Origin of the sequence: Caballeronia arvi, assembly GCF_001544695.2 — a bacterium.
Taxonomy (GTDB): Bacteria; Pseudomonadota; Gammaproteobacteria; order Burkholderiales; family Burkholderiaceae; genus Caballeronia; species Caballeronia arvi.
The window spans coordinates 142089-159303 of record NZ_FCOM02000008.1 but is presented as its reverse complement, the minus strand read 5'-3'; the positions used below and the strand labels follow the sequence as shown (position 1 = coordinate 159303).

General features: G+C 63.4%; 13 protein-coding genes. 4 read left to right on the top strand and 9 right to left on the bottom strand.

Features of this window, described 5'->3' with window-relative positions; translation table 11 throughout:
• Positions 1 to 20: 20 nt before the first annotated feature.
• On the top strand, positions 21 to 971 hold the full coding sequence (locus AWB74_RS12295; protein WP_061147038.1) for a LysR family transcriptional regulator: 951 nt from the start codon (positions 21 to 23) through the stop codon (positions 969 to 971).
• A gap of 174 nt (positions 972 to 1145) precedes the next feature.
• Here the strand turns inward: AWB74_RS12295 and AWB74_RS12290 are convergent, their stop codons facing one another.
• Complete coding sequence (locus tag AWB74_RS12290) at positions 1146 to 2162, bottom strand: 1-aminocyclopropane-1-carboxylate deaminase (protein ID WP_061147128.1); 1017 nt, start codon at positions 2160 to 2162, stop codon at positions 1146 to 1148.
• Positions 2163 to 2306: 144 nt separating this feature from the next.
• Here AWB74_RS12290 and AWB74_RS12285 point away from each other — a divergent pair, with 144 nt between their 5' ends.
• On the top strand, positions 2307 to 2834 hold the full coding sequence (locus AWB74_RS12285; protein ID WP_061147037.1) for an Lrp/AsnC family transcriptional regulator: 528 nt from the start codon (positions 2307 to 2309) through the stop codon (positions 2832 to 2834).
• A gap of 83 nt (positions 2835 to 2917) precedes the next feature.
• Positions 2918 to 5278 carry a penicillin-binding protein 1A gene (locus AWB74_RS12280; RefSeq protein ID WP_061147036.1) on the top strand — a complete coding sequence of 787 codons (2361 nt, stop codon included), beginning with the start codon at positions 2918 to 2920 and terminating at the stop codon, positions 5276 to 5278.
• A gap of 94 nt (positions 5279 to 5372) precedes the next feature.
• Here the strand turns inward: AWB74_RS12280 and AWB74_RS12275 are convergent, their stop codons facing one another.
• Positions 5373 to 6593, bottom strand: a complete 1221-nt coding sequence (locus tag AWB74_RS12275) for a glycoside hydrolase family protein (protein WP_061147035.1) — start codon at positions 6591 to 6593, stop codon at positions 5373 to 5375.
• A 1297-nt stretch (positions 6594 to 7890) separates the two neighbouring features.
• On the opposite strand from AWB74_RS12275, the gene murJ reads away from it, so the two are divergent.
• Positions 7891 to 9276, top strand: a complete 1386-nt coding sequence (gene murJ, locus AWB74_RS12270; protein ID WP_061147034.1) for a murein biosynthesis integral membrane protein MurJ — start codon at positions 7891 to 7893, stop codon at positions 9274 to 9276.
• A gap of 144 nt (positions 9277 to 9420) precedes the next feature.
• Here the strand turns inward: murJ and AWB74_RS12265 are convergent, their stop codons facing one another.
• Genes AWB74_RS12265 through AWB74_RS12235 form a run of 7 tightly spaced genes read right to left on the bottom strand, consistent with a single transcriptional unit; the run spans position 9421 to position 17210 of the window.
• Complete coding sequence (locus AWB74_RS12265) at positions 9421 to 10431, bottom strand: polysaccharide deacetylase family protein (RefSeq protein ID WP_061147033.1); 1011 nt, start codon at positions 10429 to 10431, stop codon at positions 9421 to 9423.
• 5 nt (positions 10432 to 10436) lie between these two features.
• A complete protein-coding gene (locus tag AWB74_RS12260) occupies positions 10437 to 11522 on the bottom strand; it encodes a hypothetical protein (protein ID WP_235024553.1) in 1086 nt (361 codons plus the stop codon).
• 45 nt (positions 11523 to 11567) lie between these two features.
• Positions 11568 to 12587, bottom strand: coding sequence for a hypothetical protein (locus AWB74_RS12255; RefSeq protein ID WP_061147031.1), 1020 nt, complete (start codon positions 12585 to 12587; stop codon positions 11568 to 11570).
• The gene (locus tag AWB74_RS12250) at positions 12587 to 13750 is read right to left on the bottom strand and encodes a glycosyltransferase family 4 protein (protein WP_061147126.1); all 1164 of its coding nucleotides are present in this window, start codon (positions 13748 to 13750) and stop codon (positions 12587 to 12589) included. Before AWB74_RS12250 ends, AWB74_RS12255 begins: the two co-directional genes overlap by 1 nt.
• Before the next feature lie 13 nt (positions 13751 to 13763).
• Positions 13764 to 14930, bottom strand: coding sequence for a glycosyltransferase family 4 protein (locus AWB74_RS12245; RefSeq protein WP_061147030.1), 1167 nt, complete (start codon positions 14928 to 14930; stop codon positions 13764 to 13766).
• Positions 14927 to 16006: an SDR family oxidoreductase gene (locus AWB74_RS12240; protein WP_061147029.1), complete on the bottom strand. Its 1080-nt coding sequence runs from the start codon at positions 16004 to 16006 to the stop codon at positions 14927 to 14929. Before AWB74_RS12240 ends, AWB74_RS12245 begins: the two co-directional genes overlap by 4 nt.
• Positions 15999 to 17210, bottom strand: a complete 1212-nt coding sequence (locus AWB74_RS12235; RefSeq protein WP_061147127.1) for a glycosyltransferase family 4 protein — start codon at positions 17208 to 17210, stop codon at positions 15999 to 16001. The genes AWB74_RS12240 and AWB74_RS12235 overlap by 8 nt, the downstream gene beginning before the upstream one ends.
• Positions 17211 to 17215 lie beyond the last annotated feature (5 nt).

Here is a 17215-nt window from a genome sequence, read left to right as displayed (position 1 = left end):
CATTTCATATTTCACCGAGAGTGAATAGCGACGCTTCGTCGGACTTCGACTTCTTCATTCTGCTCGCGAAGCTAAAGAGTCTTTCGGGCGCCGCGCGCGCGCTCGATCTCACGCCGCCCGCGGCGACGAAGCGGCTCGGGCTCATCGAACAGCGGCTCGGCGCGCGGCTCGTCAACCGCACGACGCGCAGCGTGAGCCTCACGCCGGAAGGCGAAACGTATCTGCGTTACGCGCTCCAGATCACAGGTCAGGTGCGCGAGATGGAAGAGGCGATCTCCGGCGCGCGCACCGATCCGAAAGGCCTGTTGCGCGTGAATGCGACGCTCGGTTTTGGCCGCACGACCATCGCGCCGCTCGTGTCGGACTTCGCGAAGCGCTTTCCTGCGGTCGAGATTCAGTTCGAAGTGACGGACCGGCCGGTCGATCTCGTCGAAGGCGCGTTCGATCTCGCGATTCGCTTCGGCGAATTGCCCGATAGCCGGCTGAGCGCGCGCCGCATCATGAGCAACCGGCGGTTCCTGTGCGCATCGCCGAAATATCTGGAGCGGTTCGGCACGCCGGAGAAGATCGAGGATCTGGCGCGGCATCGCTGCATCATTCATCGTCAGAACGACGACGCTTACGGCGTCTGGAAGTACATGCGCGGCGACAGCATCGAAGCGCTGAAGGTGAAAGGCATGTTATCGAGCAACGACGGCGATATCGTGTTGCGCTGGGCGCTCGACGGCCACGGCATTCTCATCCGCTCGGAATGGGATCTGGCGAAGTATGTGCAGAGCGGACGGCTGAGGCTGGTGTTGCCGGATACCGTGCTGCCGTCGGCGGATTTGTTCGTTTACTATCCGGCGCAACGGAACCAGACGGCGCGGGCGCGGGCGTTCATCGATTTTTTGATCGATCATTTCAAGGCGCCGTTCGTGCCGGTGGAGACGGGCAGGAAGCGCGCGAATCGCAAGCTGTCCAATTTTTAGCTGCGTCCACGTTTCGTGTACGCCGGGAAGAATTGGACAGCCCGGCTGTCTTCGTTCTCTTGTCTATGCCAGGCATGTTGCTTTCGCCGGGACATAAGCGGCAAAAGCCTGCCTCTTATCGTCCAGATTTGCGCTCAAGAGGCACATATGTGCTTCTTGAGCATCAAACGAAAATCAACCGTTGCGAAACAAATAGCTATACGCGTTGAGCGCAGGCACCCCGCCGAGATGCGCGTACAACACCTTCGAGCCTTCGGGAAACTCGCCGTTGCGCACCATCTGGATCATGCCGTCCATCGATTTGCCCTCGTAGACCGGATCGGTCAGCACGCCTTCGAGCCGCGCGCACAGACGGATCGCCTCCAGCGTGCCCTCGTTCGGCAGGCCGTATTCGGGGCCGCCGAAGCGCGTATCCAGAATCACGTCCTCGCGCGTGATGTCCTGACCGAGATCGACGAGCTCCGCCGTGTGCTTCGCGATGCGCAGAATCTGCTCGTGCGTCTGCTCCGCTTTCGCCGATGCATCGATGCCGATGACGCGCCGCGCCCTTCCGTCCGCCGCGAAGCCGACGACCATGCCCGCCTGCGTGCTGCCCGTCACCGAGCACACGACGATGTAATCGAACTTGAAGCCCAGTTCCGCTTCCTGCGCGCGCACTTCTTCCGCAAAGCCGACGAAGCCGAGGCCGCCCAACGGATGCTCTGAGCAACCGGCCGGCACCGGGAACGGTTTGCCGCCCGCCGCGCGCACGCTTTCCATCGCGTCCTGCCAGCTTTTGCGGATGCCGATATCGAAGCCATCGGCGACGAGGCGCACGTCCGCGCCCATCATCCGCGACATCTGGATATTGCCGACGCGGTCATAGACGGCATCCGAATAGTTGACCCAGTTCTCCTGCACGAGCACGCACTTCATGCCGAGATGCGCCGCGACCGCCGCGACCTGCCGCGTCTGGTTCGACTGCACGCCGCCGATCGACACGAGCGTGTCGCAGCCCTCCGCGATCGCTTCTGGAATCAGATATTCGAGCTTGCGCGTCTTGTTACCGCCGAATGCCAGGCCGCTGTTGCAGTCCTCGCGCTTCGCATACAGCTCGACTTTGCCGCCGAGATGCGCGGACAGGCGTTTGAGCGGCTGGATGGGCGTCGGTCCGAAGGTCAGCGGATAACGCGGAAATCGTTGCAGGTTCATGATCGGCATCCTCGTGAGGGGGAACGCCCATCGTAGAGATTGTCGGGATCGGCCGGGTTGCGAAAAAAATCCGCTGCGCCTAACGTTTTCGAATGAGTAGGTGTATATGCTGACTTTTATTTCGTCTCAGACCGCTTCAACGCAATGAAAAAAACCGTATCCGCTTCGAACCCGCATCCGGCGGGCGTTCAGACCGACCGCGTCGATCGTGCAATCCTCCGGCAGCTCCAGCGCGACGCGTCGATCTCGAACGTCGCGCTCGCCGAAAAGGTCAACCTGAGCGCGCCCGCGTGCCTGCGGCGCGTCGAACGGCTGCGCGAGGCCGGTTTCATCCGCGCGACCGTCGCGCTGCTCGACCCCAAGGCGCTCGACGCAGGCATGCTCGTCCTGATCGGCGTGATTCTCGACCGCTCGACGCCCGATTCCTTCGCCGACTTCGAAAAAGCCGCGCAGAAGGTGCCGGGCTGCATGGAATGTCACGTCGTGACCGGCGAGTTCGACTTCTTCATGCTGATCCGCACCCGCGACAGCGAAAGCTTCAACCGTCTCCACGCCGAAAAGCTGCTGTATCTGCCGGGCGTGCGGCAGATTCGCACTTTCATCGTCTTGCGCGAGATTCTGTCGACGACGGCGTTCCCCATCGGCGACGCGGCCGGCGCGCGCACGTCGTAACATCTGAGACACTTTTGCGAAAGACCTGCTGAAAAATTACGCTACGATTCAGGGTTTTCCATGTCCGGACATCCCGTTTCGTCGTGACCGCGTCTGAATTCAAAGCCTTGGCCCGCGCTGCGCTGACCCGCGCAGCATCGTGGCTGCGTCCGCATCTGCGGCCCCGCTCGCTGCTTCTCCTGCCCGCGCTCTTCTGTATCTATGTGCTGGTGCTGATTCCGTTCACGCCCGGCATCCGCGATATCCGCCGCGCGAAGGTCGACCAGCCCGCGCAGATCTATTCCGCCGATGGCAAGCTGCTCGCCGAGTTCAGGCCGACGCATCGCGAATGGGTGAGCCTGAAGGAAATCTCGCCGCAAGTGATCGACGCGCTCATCGCGACGGAAGACCGGCGCTTCTATCAACATCACGGCATCGACTTCCGGCGCACGGCGGGCGCGGCGCTGCGCACGTTCTCGGGCGACCGGCAAGGCGGCTCGACGCTCACGCAGCAGCTCGCGCGCAATCTGTATCCCGAGGAAATCGGCCGCTCGCAGACGCTCACGCGCAAGCTGAAGGAAGCGATCACCGCGTTCAAGATCGAGGCGCTCTATTCGAAAGACGAGATCCTCGAAACCTATCTGAACACGGTGCCGTTCCTCTACAACGCGTACGGCATCGAGATGGCCGCGCGCACTTACTTCGACAAATCCGCGGGCCAGCTCGACGTGCTCGAGAGCGCGACGCTCATCGGCATGCTGAAGGGCAACAGCTATTACAACCCGGTGCTCAATCCGGAGCGCGCGCTCGACCGGCGCAACATCGTGCTCGGGCAGATGGTGAAGTTCGGCCACCTCCAGCCCGCGAAGCTCGATGCGCTCAGGAAGCGCCCGTTGCGCATCGACTTCGAGCGGCAGACGGAAGAGCCGGGACGCGCGCCGCACTTCGCGCAGCAGTTGCGCAAGTGGCTCATCGCGTGGGCCGACGACAACGACTACAACATTTATTCCGATGGCCTCGTCGTGCGCACGACCATCGACTCGCGTCTGCAGACGATGGCGACGAACGCGCTCGCGTGGCAGGGCAATCAGTTGCAGTCGATCGCCAACGCGGCGTGGGGCGGCCGTGGCGGCTGCGCGAATGCGAACGTGGATCTCGGGCACGCGTTCATCCGCGAGACGGATCAATACCGCGCGCTGCGCACGGGCGGCGCGAACGATGCCGACGCGCTCAAACATCTCGGCGCGGACCGCGCATTCATGCAGACGTTGTGCGAGAACAAGACGCGCGTGCAGGCCGCGTTCGTCGCGCTCGATCCGCGCAACGGCCAGATTCGGGCGTGGGTCGGCAGCCGCGATTTCACGCAGGATCCGTTCGATCACGTCGCGCAGGCGCGCCGCCAGCCGGGTTCGACCTTCAAGCCCTTCGTCTACGGCGCGGCGTTCGATCGCGGCGCGAAGCCGACGGACACGTTCGTCGATCAGGCCGTCGAAATTCCGATTCGCGGCGACGAAATCTGGCGTCCGACCGACGATTCGCCGCCGTCGGGCCGTCCCGTGAGCCTGCGCGACGGTATCGCGTACTCGAAAAACCGCATCACCGCGCAACTGATGGAGTCGGTGGGGCCGGCCCGCGTCGCACGGCTCGCGCGCGACATGGGCGTGCGCGAAAGCCATCTCGACGTGGTGCCGTCGCTCGCGCTCGGCACGAGCCCGGTCACGCTGAAGGAAATGGTGTCGGCGTACGGCACCATCGCGAATGATGGTTCTTATATAGAGCCGCTGCTCGTCACGCGCATCGAGAACAAGGACGGCGACGTGCTCGCGCAGTTCGAGAGCGCGCCCGAGCGGGCGCTGTCGGTCGATGCGACGCGCAAGCTCGTCGACGTGATGCGCGATGTGATCAATCGCGGCACGGGCACCGCGATCCGCACGCGCTTCGGCGTGCGCGCGGACGTCGCCGGAAAAACCGGCACGACGCAGGACAACGCGGACGGCTGGTTCATCCTGATGCATCCGCAGCTCGTCGCGGGCGCGTGGGTCGGCTTCAACGACAGCCGCGTGACGCTGCGCAGCGATTACTGGGGACAGGGCGCACACAGCGCGCTGCCGATCGTCGGCGACTTCATGCAGCGTTCGTTGCGCTCGCATGTGATCGACGTTCGCGCGCGCTTCGACACGCAGGAAACGCCGGGCTTCTGGGCGACGCGGCTCACGCGCCTGCGCACGTGGATCGCGCAGACCTTCACGAGCGAACCGAAGCCGAGTGCGGCGAAACAGACGTCGGTGCAAAAGCCGGTGCGTGCGAAGCGCGCGCCGTCCGAGCCGGAGGCCGAAGTGACCGATGCGCCTTCCGAACCGCCCGTCTTCACGACGATGCCGCCGATTTTGCCCGCGCCTGGCGAAGCGGCGTCGTCGGTCGCGCCTGCGGCGCCGGCAGAAGCGGCATCCGACACCCAGCAATAACGATCCCGCCGCGCTGCGGCACAGCACGAAGCAAAGCAAAAAACGCCATGCGGAAGTTCTTCCGCATGGCGTTTTTTCTTGACCGCTTCGCCGATTACGACTTGACGATCGTCGGGTTCGTCACGTTGATGCGCGGACCCGAGTTGTCCCACTGCTCGACGATCAGCGGGTACTTCCACTTCGGATTCGAGCTGCTGATCTGGCCGTTGACGATGTAGCCGTCGAGCGACAGGCCCTGAACCGCGAACGAACCGCCGGGGCTCGTCGTGTCGACGTGGTTCGTGATCGCGATCGTGACCGTCTTGCTGATCGGACCCGGCAGCGAGCCGAACCACACGTTGATGCCGCCGCCCTTGCAGTTGGCCGTCGTCGGGCTGTTGATCGTGATGTTCTTGAACACGGCCGAGTTGTCGTTCGGCTCGAAGTCGAGACCGCACGCCGGCGCCGTGCCGTTGATGTTTTGCCAGATCGGGCTGTTGAACGTGATCGTGTCGCCCGAGATGATCGACACACCCTGACGACGGCAGCCGTCGGCCTTGTGGTTGTCGACGCGCAGGTTGTACGTCGGCACGCCCTTCTTGGACTGGCTGTCGTTGATGTAGATGCCGTCGCCCCACGTGTTGATCGTGGTCGGCGCCGTGAGCGTCACGTTCGTCGCGCCCATGATCGTGAAGCCCATGCCGTGCTCGCCGCCCGACGCCGAGTTCAGTTCCTTGCTGCCGTCGAGGTACGCGTTTTCGACGACGACGTTGCTCACGTCGACGATACGGATCATCTGATAGATGTCCGCGTTGTGCGCCAGCAGCTTGATCGACGCGCCCGACGCGAAACGGATGTGGCTGTTCGAGCGCAGCGTGAGACCCGTCGTGTCGATACGGACCTGACCCGAGATCAGCAGGATCTGACCGACCGAACCGTCGATGGCGGCCTGGAGTGCCGCGCGGTCATTGGTCTTGCCATCGGCCTTCACGCCGAACGACGAAGCGGCGATGGTGCCGGCGGTGTCGGTGGCGGCGGCCGAAGTCGAGCTGGCGGGCGTGGTCGTTGCCGCGCTCGCAGGCGCTGCGGCGCTGGCCGACGAAGCAGGCGTGGCCGAGCTCGCGGGGGTCGACGAGCTGGCGCTGCCGGTGTTGCGCTTTCTCCAACGATCGGCGACAGAGTCAGGCGTTCCATCGCCGCCGCCGCCGCATGCGGCGAGCACCATCGCGCCGCCGCCGGCGATCAGCGACGTCAGCAGCTTGCGGCGGGTTGCGATGGGAGCGTTGACGACGGAAGCGTCTGCCAGATTGTCTGCCTGAGTGTTGTTCGGAAGCATTAGTCTTTCCAGTTTTTGATCGTGCGTGAGCGACGGGCGTACCCATCTCTGCGACATCGGCCGCACGCAACGTTTCTTAAGGGCGATGAGATGACAAACGCAAATTAGCAGGCGCAAACGTTTGCACCGCTCAGCGCTCGACAGCCGCGCTAGGCGACTCCGAAAGGCATCTCGGCGAAATACGAACGACTTCGGGATTTGAAGAGACCAGATAACTGGAAGAGCTCATTCATCCATGCCCGACAGGCCAAAACCGGACCCGCGAAGCGTTGAAGTCTGACGGGAAGCAATTACCGTCTTTTATTAATACTACAGATTGTTACTGGGCGTTTCTACCCGCTACTTGTTACAGAATGTACGCTTGTAACTTTTTATTTTCTTTTGTCGGGGCTTTTTTACGGCGTATTTCCTGTTTTAACCATTGCAGAGACAATTAATCCATCTCATCAATCATTGTTAATATCGTATTCTGAAAGCTTCTGTTAATGAGCGTTCGATACGATGATTAACATTCATCTGAACAAATCTGAATGGCAATACGAACGTTCACGCTCTGGCGGAGTCTGGAACCGCTATCCAACGCCTCGCAAGGGCTTGACGCGCATGGCTTTTGTATAACGAAACGGGCATAACCAGCTTGATTGTTTCGTTTTAATAGCGGGTAATTGCGTGTGATTCGCAATACTGTCCGCGGGTTTGGTGTGCTTCCGCACGTTCGTGCATCCCCTTGGCTGGAATGATTAACGGATTAACCATCCGGTTCGCCCGCCAAATCAAATTTTGTAAGCGCCGCCGTCAAAAAAAAATTTAATCGCCAGAGGAAAGACCCTACAGGGAATAACCCTTATCGGGTTTTCACGCAGCAAAGAAAGTTTATTGAAGGCTCGCACCGGCAGGGATTACCCGACAACCTCGAATAATCTGATCAAACGATACCGGATTAATCCGCAGACGAATATTAAATAATCAGACGTTTTAGCCTACGCCATATCGGTCATATGTTCCATTTCGCACCGATCGATAGCCGCACAAGCACTAATCTCAACCTTGGTCCCGCCTCGCCGGGCCCGCATCGCACCATGAAAGACATGTCTTCCGCGCTTTCCGAAACTCCATTCCGACGCCCGTCGGCATCCGCGCGGCCAGGTGCCTTAGCGAACAGTCGTGCCGCCCGTTTTCATGCACGCTCCTCATCTCACGCGCGAAGGCAGTCAGCCTTCGCGACCTTCCATCGCATGACCCGTATCGCCCTGACGTCGAGCCACGCGACGAAAGGCTCCCACGCAGGAGAAGTACAGTGCTGAGCGCAGCGGTGCAATCGGTAAGACGCCGTCTCGGCGGAGTGCATCAGGATCACAAACGCATCGCGAGAAGCGCGGTCGTGCTCCTGGCATTCGTGATCCTCGGCAAATGTATCGGCGCGTCGAAGGAAATGGCGATCGCCTGGCGCTACGGGATCAGCGGCACCGTCGACGCTTATCAGCTCGCGCTCACGCTCGTCACCTGGCTGCCCACGATGCTCACGAACGTGCTGAGCGTCTTGCTGATTCCCGCGCTCGTCTCGCTCAAGGACGACAAATCCGAGCAGAACGGCTTTATCGGCGAGCTCGAAGGCGTGGGGCTCGTCATCGGCCTCGCTTCGTGCCTGCTGCTCTGGCTCGGCTGGCCCTATATGGCGGAGGCGGTCGGCAGCAATCTCGCCGAGTCGACGCGCGAGATTTGCCGGCACATGATCATCGGCATGTTGCCGGTCGGCGTGCTGACTTTCACGATCTGCATTTCGTCGGCGCGGCTGCAGGCTTCCGGCAAGCACATCAACACGTTGCTCGAATGCGTGCCGGCCATCGGCCTGCTCGTGTTCGTGCTCGGTGCGCAAGACAACACGTCGATCTGGCCGCTCGTCGTGGGCACGTCGCTCGGTTTCGTGGTGCAGTCCGCGTGGCTGCGCGTGCTCGCGCGCCGCGCCGATTCGATGCCCGCGCTGCCGCGTGTATCGACGCGCGCGAAGCAGTGGCCGGCTACGATCCGCTCGATGGGCACGCTCACGATCGGCTCGGTCGTCGCCGGTCTCTGGCTGCCGGTCGACCAGTACTTCATGGCGCAGCAGGGCGACGGCGCCATCGCGACGCTCGGCTACGCAAACCGGCTGCTTTCGCTCGTGCTCAGCATGGGCGCGCTCGCCATCACGCGGGCGACCTTGCCGATTCTCGCGGAGATTCTTCATCGCGGCGACCACGAGCGCGCGCGCAGCACGGCGCTGAAGTGGTCGGGCATCATGACCGCAGTGGGCCTGATCGGCGGCGTGATCGCGTATGTGCTCGCGCCGTTCGTCGTCAAGCTGCTCTTTCAGAAGGGCGCCTTCACGGCCGACGACACCATCGCCGTCACGACGCTATTCCGTTATGGCCTGCTGCAAGTGCCCTTCTATTTCGGCATGTGCGTGCTCGTGCAGTTGTTCGCGAGCGAGACGCGCTATCGGGCCATCACCGTGTTTTCGCTGATCGGCTTCGGGACCAAGATCGCCGGCAATATCATCCTTATCCGCTTCTTCGGCGCGCAAGGCGTGCTGCTCGCCACCGGCATCGGCGCGTTCGTCGTGCTCGCGTGCTATATCTTCTGGACGCGTTTCGCGCCGCCTTTCGTGGCCCCGGAAGCGAAAGCCGGAACGGATACGCCCGAGTGACCGACGGCCTCCGGATGGAGGCCGTCTTGCGATGAGCCCATCGGGCACGTCCTCACTTCGCGCTTGAAGCAAAACGGCCTCCCGAAGGAGGCCGCACAATCGAAACAACCGCCGAACAAGCAGTCGCCGTACTCGCTCATCGACTCAAACAAACAGCCCGAATTCCATTTCCGCCAGCCGGCTTTCTTCCGACCGCGTTGCCCGCGCGACTTCCGCCATCGTCGCGGGCTGCACGCCGTAGGTGTCCCTCAGGTGCGCGTGATGCGCGAGCACCGCTTCAAGCACGGCGAGGTTCTCGGCGAGATTCGCGCCGAAGTTATGCGGATGCCACCACAGATGAAACGAGCGCCCCGTGCGCGCCGCCGATGTCATCGACTGCTTGATGCGATGAATCCGCAGCCATTCCAGCGCACGCTTGTTGCGCGCGTACGGACGCAGAAAGCGGCTCGAACGCACGTCGACGAGACCGCGCGACGGCTGCGGATCGAAGGCGTGATCGCCGGAAAGATCGATATACGCATCGGCGAGACGGGCGGCGCGGCGCAGCGCGGCTTCGTCGGCGCGCGCCGTTTCGCGGTACATCCAGTTGCGCTCGGTGCCGCGGTACGCGATCAATCCGTGCGCCGCGCAAACCGGCAGATATGCGTTGTTCACCTGATTGCGCGGAAAGACGATGCTTGCGGGCGGATCGGCGAGACGTTTGATCGACGCGACGGACGCTGCCATGTCGGCGGCGAACTGCGCCTTGTCCTGCCCCGCTTCGAGCGCGTAGTAATGACAGAACGTATGGCTCGCGAGCTCGCTGCCTTCGGTATCGACGATCTGGCGCGCGAGCGACAAGCCGTAGTGATACGGATCGCTTTTCTCGTCCGCGCCGATCGAATCGAGATAGCCGCCCGCGTACGGGCTCAGCTTTGCATCGGCATAACTCGGGCGCACGTCGGGCAGATTCGCGAGCAGGTCCTTCTTGTTATCGAAGAGCAGCATGCCGACCGTCGCCCAGGTCGCCTTCACGCGATACTTCGTGAACATCGCGAGCATGGCCGGAATCGCCTCGCGCACGCCGAGGATGTTCTTTCCGTATGTGGCGATCGAGCGATGGTCGCGCACGCCCCACATCAATTCGAAATCGAGCGAAATCAGGAAGTAGGACATCGTCGTCAGGGCATCAGGAAATAGTGATAGACGCCTTCGAAATAGCTCTTCGTGGCATCGGCGGAGACGGCGATGAACACGCCGAGCGTGATGGCGAGCACGCCAGCGTTCTTGAGCTTGATCTCCGGAGCGAGGAAGGGCAGGAGCAGCGGCACGCAATACCAGACGCGGCCCTTCGCGAACGGGAACACGAAGAACGCGACGACGAGATACACGAAGAGGCCCACGTGCATGATCGACATGCGCGAAAGCGTCAGCTGACGCCGCGTATCCGGCGAGCGCCACGTCGAGTACAGCACCATGACGGACGCCATCGTGTAGAAGAACAGCAGCGCGAGCAGCTTGATCGTGAAGTTTTCCTGATAGCCGGTGTATTCGTCGATACGCCGTCCGCCGTAGTTCGCGAACAGGAACTTCGCCGCCGACGCCAGCACGATCGCCGCCACGCTCACCGCGACGAGCGCGCGTCCCTTTTTCTCGCCGCATATCACGGCGGTCAGGAGAAAGGCCGTGGGCACGGCGAAGGTCGTGTGCACGAAGCTCGCGAGGCCCATGCCGAGCGTCGGCCGGTTGAAGCGCAATGCGAACAGCATCGCGATGGCCAGGCCGAAGCCCTGGCGAATCTGGAACAGCCCTACGGTTGCGAGCGCATACGGAATGATGAGCCACAGCAGGAGGCCGACGAGCGGCCGCCGCGTCTGCAGCAGCGAATACATCACGACGAGGTTGAGCAGGATCACCGTCGTGCGGATGCCGCCTTCGGGCGTCACGCCGAGCGCGTTCAGAAAGATGACCCACGAGCGCCAGCCCAGCTCTTCCGTGATCAGGCTGACGAGAAAGCCGAAGTCCGATTCGCGGCTGCGGTAGAACTGCACGAGCCAGTGCCAGTCCGTCGAGCGGAAATACTGGATGTACGCTTCCTGGTCGAAGATCATCCCGATGCTGCGGTCGCGGAACGCGAGTATCGAGAGCGTGGCCACCGCGAGCGCCAGAAACGCCCATCCGGAAGGCGTCATGAAATAGGCGAAGCCCGTCACGCGTCTGGCGGGTGCGGGTTGCTGCGCTGTGTTGTCCATTGTCGTTGCTTGCATCGCTTGGCCTTGTTTTCGCTTTAGTTATAGTGTGTCGCGCGGCTTTTAGGGCACGAGCCGCAGGTTGGTGACGACGATCTTCGGTCCCGCCTTGTCATAGTCGATGCTTTCGACCGTCGACATCCGTGCGCGCACCCACGTCGGCGAATGACTGACGATCTGTCCAGACACCTTGCGCCCGTTCAGCTTGAGCGACGAGACGGCGAATGCCGCATCGCTCGCGCTTTCGTCGCGATGATTCGTGATGCCGATATCGACATGCTTCGGCACCGGTCCCACGATCTCTTCCAGCCAGACGATGATCCCGTAGCGGCAGTTGCGCGTCACCGGATCGACGATGCGGATGTTCTCCAGAATGTCGGCGTTGCTGTTCGGTTCGGCGTCCAGGCCCGCTTCCGGCTGCGTGCCGCCGATGTTCTCCCACAGCGGACGCTCGAACACGATGTTGCGCCCGCTGATGATCGAGACGCCCTGCCGGCGGCATCGGTCCGCATGGTGCTTCACCACGCGGATATGGCTGCTGTACCTGAACGGCACCTCGTAGCTGTTGGCGATATAGATACCGTCGCCCCAGCAACCGACCGTCTTCGGCGAGATCAGCGTCACTTGCGTGCTGCCGGCGATCGAAAAGCCCATGCCGTGGCCGTTTTCGCGCAGCGCGGGCGTGGCGGCGTTCAGCTCCTTGCTGCCGTCGAGCACCGCGTTTTCGACCAGCACGTTGTCCACGTCCCAGATGCGGAACATCGAATAGAACGACGTGTCGTGCGGCAGCAGCTTGATCGACGCGCCCGGCGCGAAACGCACATGACTGTTGCGGCGCAGATCGAGCCCTTTGGCGTCGATTCGGCACTTGCCGGTGATCAAAAGCGTCTGATCCACGGACCGGTCGATGGCGTTCTGCAGCGCGATGCGATCGTTCGTCCTGCCGTCGCCCTTCACGCCGAACGACTTGTCGGTGACGACCTCACGCTTCGCGGACGCCTGCGCGCCCAGCCCCACGGCGCTCGCGCCGCCGGCCACGGCGCCCATCAGCAGGGAGTGAATGACGCGCCGCCGGTCGACCATTACGCCTTTTCTCCCGTGACCGCGCGCGGATATCCCGCGCTCTTGCCTTCGTCGCTGCGTCCGCGTGCGCCGAGCCGGGAAAAGATGCTGTCCCACTGACGCAGAATCGCCTGCGACGAGTAGCGTTGCCGCACCGACGCCGCCGCCTTGCGTCCGAGTTCCGCGCGCAAGGCTTCGTCCGACATCACGCGCCGCAGCGCATCGGTCAGCGCGGCCTTGTCGCCGGCCGGCACGAGCACGCCGTCCTGGCCGTCGCGCGTCAGCTCGCGCGGGCCGCTCTTGCAATCGAACGCGACGGTCGGCAGGCCAAGCGCCATGCCTTCGAGCATCGCCATCGGCAGGCCTTCGTAGCGCGACGACAGCACGAACGTATCCGAGCGCGCCATCTCTTCCCAGGGCGTCGTCGTCTTGCCGGGCATCAGCACACGCTCGCCCATCTTCCGTTGCGCGATCTGCGCTTCGAGCGCCGCGCGCTCCGGGCCTTCGCCCCAGATCCACAAATCCCAGTCCGGAAACTCGGGCGCGAGCGTCGCGAAGACGTCGATCAGCCAGTCGAACGCTTTTTGCGTGTTCAGCCGCCCGACCGCGATGAGCCGCTTGCGCGCGCCCTTTTCGACGCTGGCGGGATCGAGCAGCAGCAGTTCGTCCGGCAGCGGATTCGGCACCACTTCGATGCCCTTCACGCGCGGCACCATCTTCCGGAACGACGCCTCCATGTTGTCCGTGAGCAGCGTCAGCAGATCGGCGCTCGGATAGACAAAGCGGCACATCTGCATCATGAGCGACGAGCGGCCGTCCGCCGACGGATCGATATGCTCGCTCGCGATGACCGGAATGCCGAGGCCGCGCGTCGCGAGAATCGTCGTGAGGTTCACGTTCGACAGGAACGACACGACGACATCGGGCGCGCTTTCGCGAATCAGCGCGCGCAACGCCCGAAAACGCGCGGGATATTGCAGCATGCGCGCGCCGGCCTTCACGCGATCGGCGAGGAACACGCAGCGCACGTTCTCTGCGAGCGGATAGAAGCACGCGCCGCGCCCGCTGTACGTGATGACGAGCGTGACGGTGTCGCCGCGCGCGCCCCAAGCGTTGACGAGCGATGCCGCCACGCGCTCCGCGCCGCCGCTTCCCATCGAACTGACGACGAGCATGATCTTCATGATCGGCGGCTCCTCAACGCTCGGCAACGGGAACGCGCAGATTCGCGCGCCGCGGCACCTTCACGCCGGACGCTTCGAACACGTCCTGCCAGAGCGCGATGGTCTTCGGGAACGCGAAGCGCTCGTTGACGGTGCTCGCGCACAGCGCCATGCGATCACGCTCGGCGTCGTCCTTCATCAGCGATTCGAGCGACTTCGCGAGCGCGCCTGCGTCGCCGACCGGCGTCACGAGCAGGCCGTCCGTGCCGTGCGTGAGGATCACGCGCGGGCCGGAATCGCAGTCGTAGCTGACGGCGGCGCAGCCGTGCGCCATCGCTTCCACGAGCGTCATAGAAAAGCCTTCGAAGTGCGAGCTCAGCACGTACAGGTCCGCGCGCTCGTACCAGTCCGCGACATTGCCCGCGCGGCCCGGCAGGAAGACGCGGCCGTGCAGCTTGGTCTCTTCCACGCGCCGTTCCAGGCTCGCGCGCGCCTGACCTTCGCCGACGATCACGAGATCCCATTGCGGCAGCGCGCCGGCAATCTTCCTGAATGCGTCGATGAGGCTGTCGAAGCCCTTTTCGGGCGACAGCCGGCCGACCGCGAGCAGCACGCGACGCTCTTCGCCGACCACGCTGTGCGGCTCGATGATCGGGTTCGTGCGCGCGATCGGCAGCGCGAACGGCGGCGGAATCACCTTGACGTCGCGGCAGCCGCAGTGCGTCTCGATCCAGTCTTTCGTTTCGTCGGTGAGCGCGACGACCTTGTCCGCGAAGCGGTACGTCAGGCGGCGCAGGCGCTCCCAGAACGGCGTGAGCTGCGCGCGCGGCGGATGCGTGTGCTCGCTCGCGATGATCTTGTACGGCAGGCCGATGCCCGCGAGCACGGTGAGCACGTTCGCGGTTGCCATGACGCCGAGCGCGACCGTCGGTTTCGTCTCGCGCAGCACCTTGCGAAAAGCGAGGACGCGCTTCGCGTTCGACAGCAGCGTGCGCACGAAGCCGCCGCCTTCGACACCGCCCGCGAGCCCGAGCTCGATGCGCTTCACGCGCGGATGGAACGGATAGACGTCGGTTTCACCGGCCGTCAACGTGACGACGGTCACGTCCCAGCCGAGCGCCGCCCATTCGTTCGCGAGATTCGCGGTGATGCGCTCCGCGCCGCCGCCGTGCATCGAATAGATGAAAACGACGATCTTCATGCGGGCCTCGCCGCCACGTCGCCTTCGACCTGTTCAGCCGGCACGCGCCGCCCCGACAGGAAGCGGATGTACCACGGCATCGCGATCGCGAGACCGTCGGCGAGCGGAATCGCGCTCGCGTAGCCGAGCAGTTGCGCGGCCTTGTCGACGTTCGCCTGCGAGTGGCGCACGTCGCCGGCGCGAAACGGCGCGTACACCGCGCTGCCGTCGTTCACCACGCCGTTGTCGGCGAGCACGCGCTTCAGGCCATCGTAGAGCTGATTGAGCGTCGTGCGGTCGCCGACCGCGACGTTATAGACCTGATTGCGCGCTTCGGCGTCCGACGTCGCGGCGAGAATGTTCATCTGCACGACGTTGTCGATGAAGCAGAAATCGCGGCTCGTTTCGCCGTCGCCGTTGATCGTGACCTGTTCGTCGTCGATGAGCGCGGCCGTCCACTTCGGGATCACCGCCGCATACGCGCCGTCCGGGTCCTGACGCTTGCCGAACACGTTGAAATAGCGCAGGCCGATCGCGTTCAGGCCGTAGGTGCGCGCAAATACCGACGCGTACAGCTCGTTCGCGTACTTCGTCACCGCATACGGCGACAGCGGCTGGCCGATACGATCCTCGACTTTCGGCAAGCCGGGATGGTCGCCGTAGGTCGAGCTCGACGCCGCATACGTGAAGCTTTCCACTTTGGCGTCGCGCGCGGCGACGAGCATGTTCAGAAAGCCGCTGATGTTCACTTCGTGCGTCGTGATCGGATCGTTCACTGAGCGCGGCACCGAGCCGAGCGCCGCTTCGTGCAGCACGTGCGCGGCGCCCTTCACCGCGGCGCGGCAGTCGTCGAGATTGCGGATATCGCCTTCCATGAAGCTGAAGCGGCTCCATTGCGCGGGCGACACGAGCGAGCGCACTTCGTCGAGATTGCGCTGATGGCCGGTGGCGAAGTTGTCGAGCCCGACGACTTCCTGGTCCAGCTTGAGCAGTGCTTCGAGCAGATTCGAGCCGATGAAGCCGGCGACACCGGTAATCAGCCATTTCTGCGGATCGCGCATCAGTTGCTGGCGGACCGATTCGTAACGATCAGACATGAAAGTCTCCAAATTGACCGACGGGCGCGGCATGCTCGCGGCGCTCGCCTTCGATCGTGATCGAGGGCACCAGCTCGCGGTATACGGCGAGCGTCTTCTCGATGACGATGCGTTCGTCGAAATTCTTGAGCGCTTTTTCGCGCGCGGCGAGACCGAGTGTTCTCGCGAACGCGCGGTCGTCGTCGAGGCGGCGGATTGCGTCGGCGAGCGCGCGTGCGTCGCGCACCGGAATCTGCAATCCATCGACGCCGTTTTCGCTGACGACTTCGCGGCAGCCGGGCGCATCCGTCGTGATGAGCGGCAGCGCGCAGCCCGCGGCTTCGATCAGCGCTTTCGGCAAGCCTTCGCGATAGCTCGGCAGCGCCATCACATCCACTTCCTTGAACAGCTTCGGCATGTCGCTCACATGACCGAGCCATTCGATCAGTCCTTCCTTCACCCAGCCCTGCACCATCGCCGTGCTCACCGAGGCCGGATTGCCGTCATCGGGCGAACCCGCAAGCAGGAAGCGCACGGTGCGATTTTCGCGCCGGAGCATGCGCGCCGCCTCCACGTATTCCTCGATGCCCTTGTCCCACACGAGCCGCGCCGCGAGCAATACACGCAGCGGCCGCGTCGCATCTTCCGGCGATTCCTCGCGCACCTGGAAGCGCGTCAGATCGACGCCCGAGCCCTTGACGAGCCGGATGCCGCTTTTCTCGACGATGCGCGCGGCTTCGAACAGCTTGATGTCGTCCGGGTTCTGCAGCACGAGAATACTGCCGCGGCCGTTCAGCGCCGAGCGCATCACCTGGCGCACCACCGGCTTCAAGAGCCGCGCCTTCAGGTCGCGGCTCGTGAACACATAGCCCATGCCGGCGACTGCGTTCACGCGCGCCGGGACGCCCGCCAGCTTGCTCGCGAACGAGCCGTACACCGCGCTCTTGATCGTGAAGCCGTGCACGAGCTGCGGCTTTTCACGGCGGAAGAAGCGCGCGAGCCACAGCACGAGCGCCAGTTCGCGCAGCGGATTCAGGCTGCGCCGGTTCATCGGCACCGCATGCCAGCGAAAGCCCAGATCCTTCAGCTTCGGACCGTACTCGCCGTCGGGAGACAACAGAATGACCTCGAAACCCGCATCGCGCAGTTTGCGAGCGAACGAAAGACGAAAGTTGTAGAGATACCAATCGGTATTGGCGTACAGAACCACCTTGGGCATCTTCATTGCGA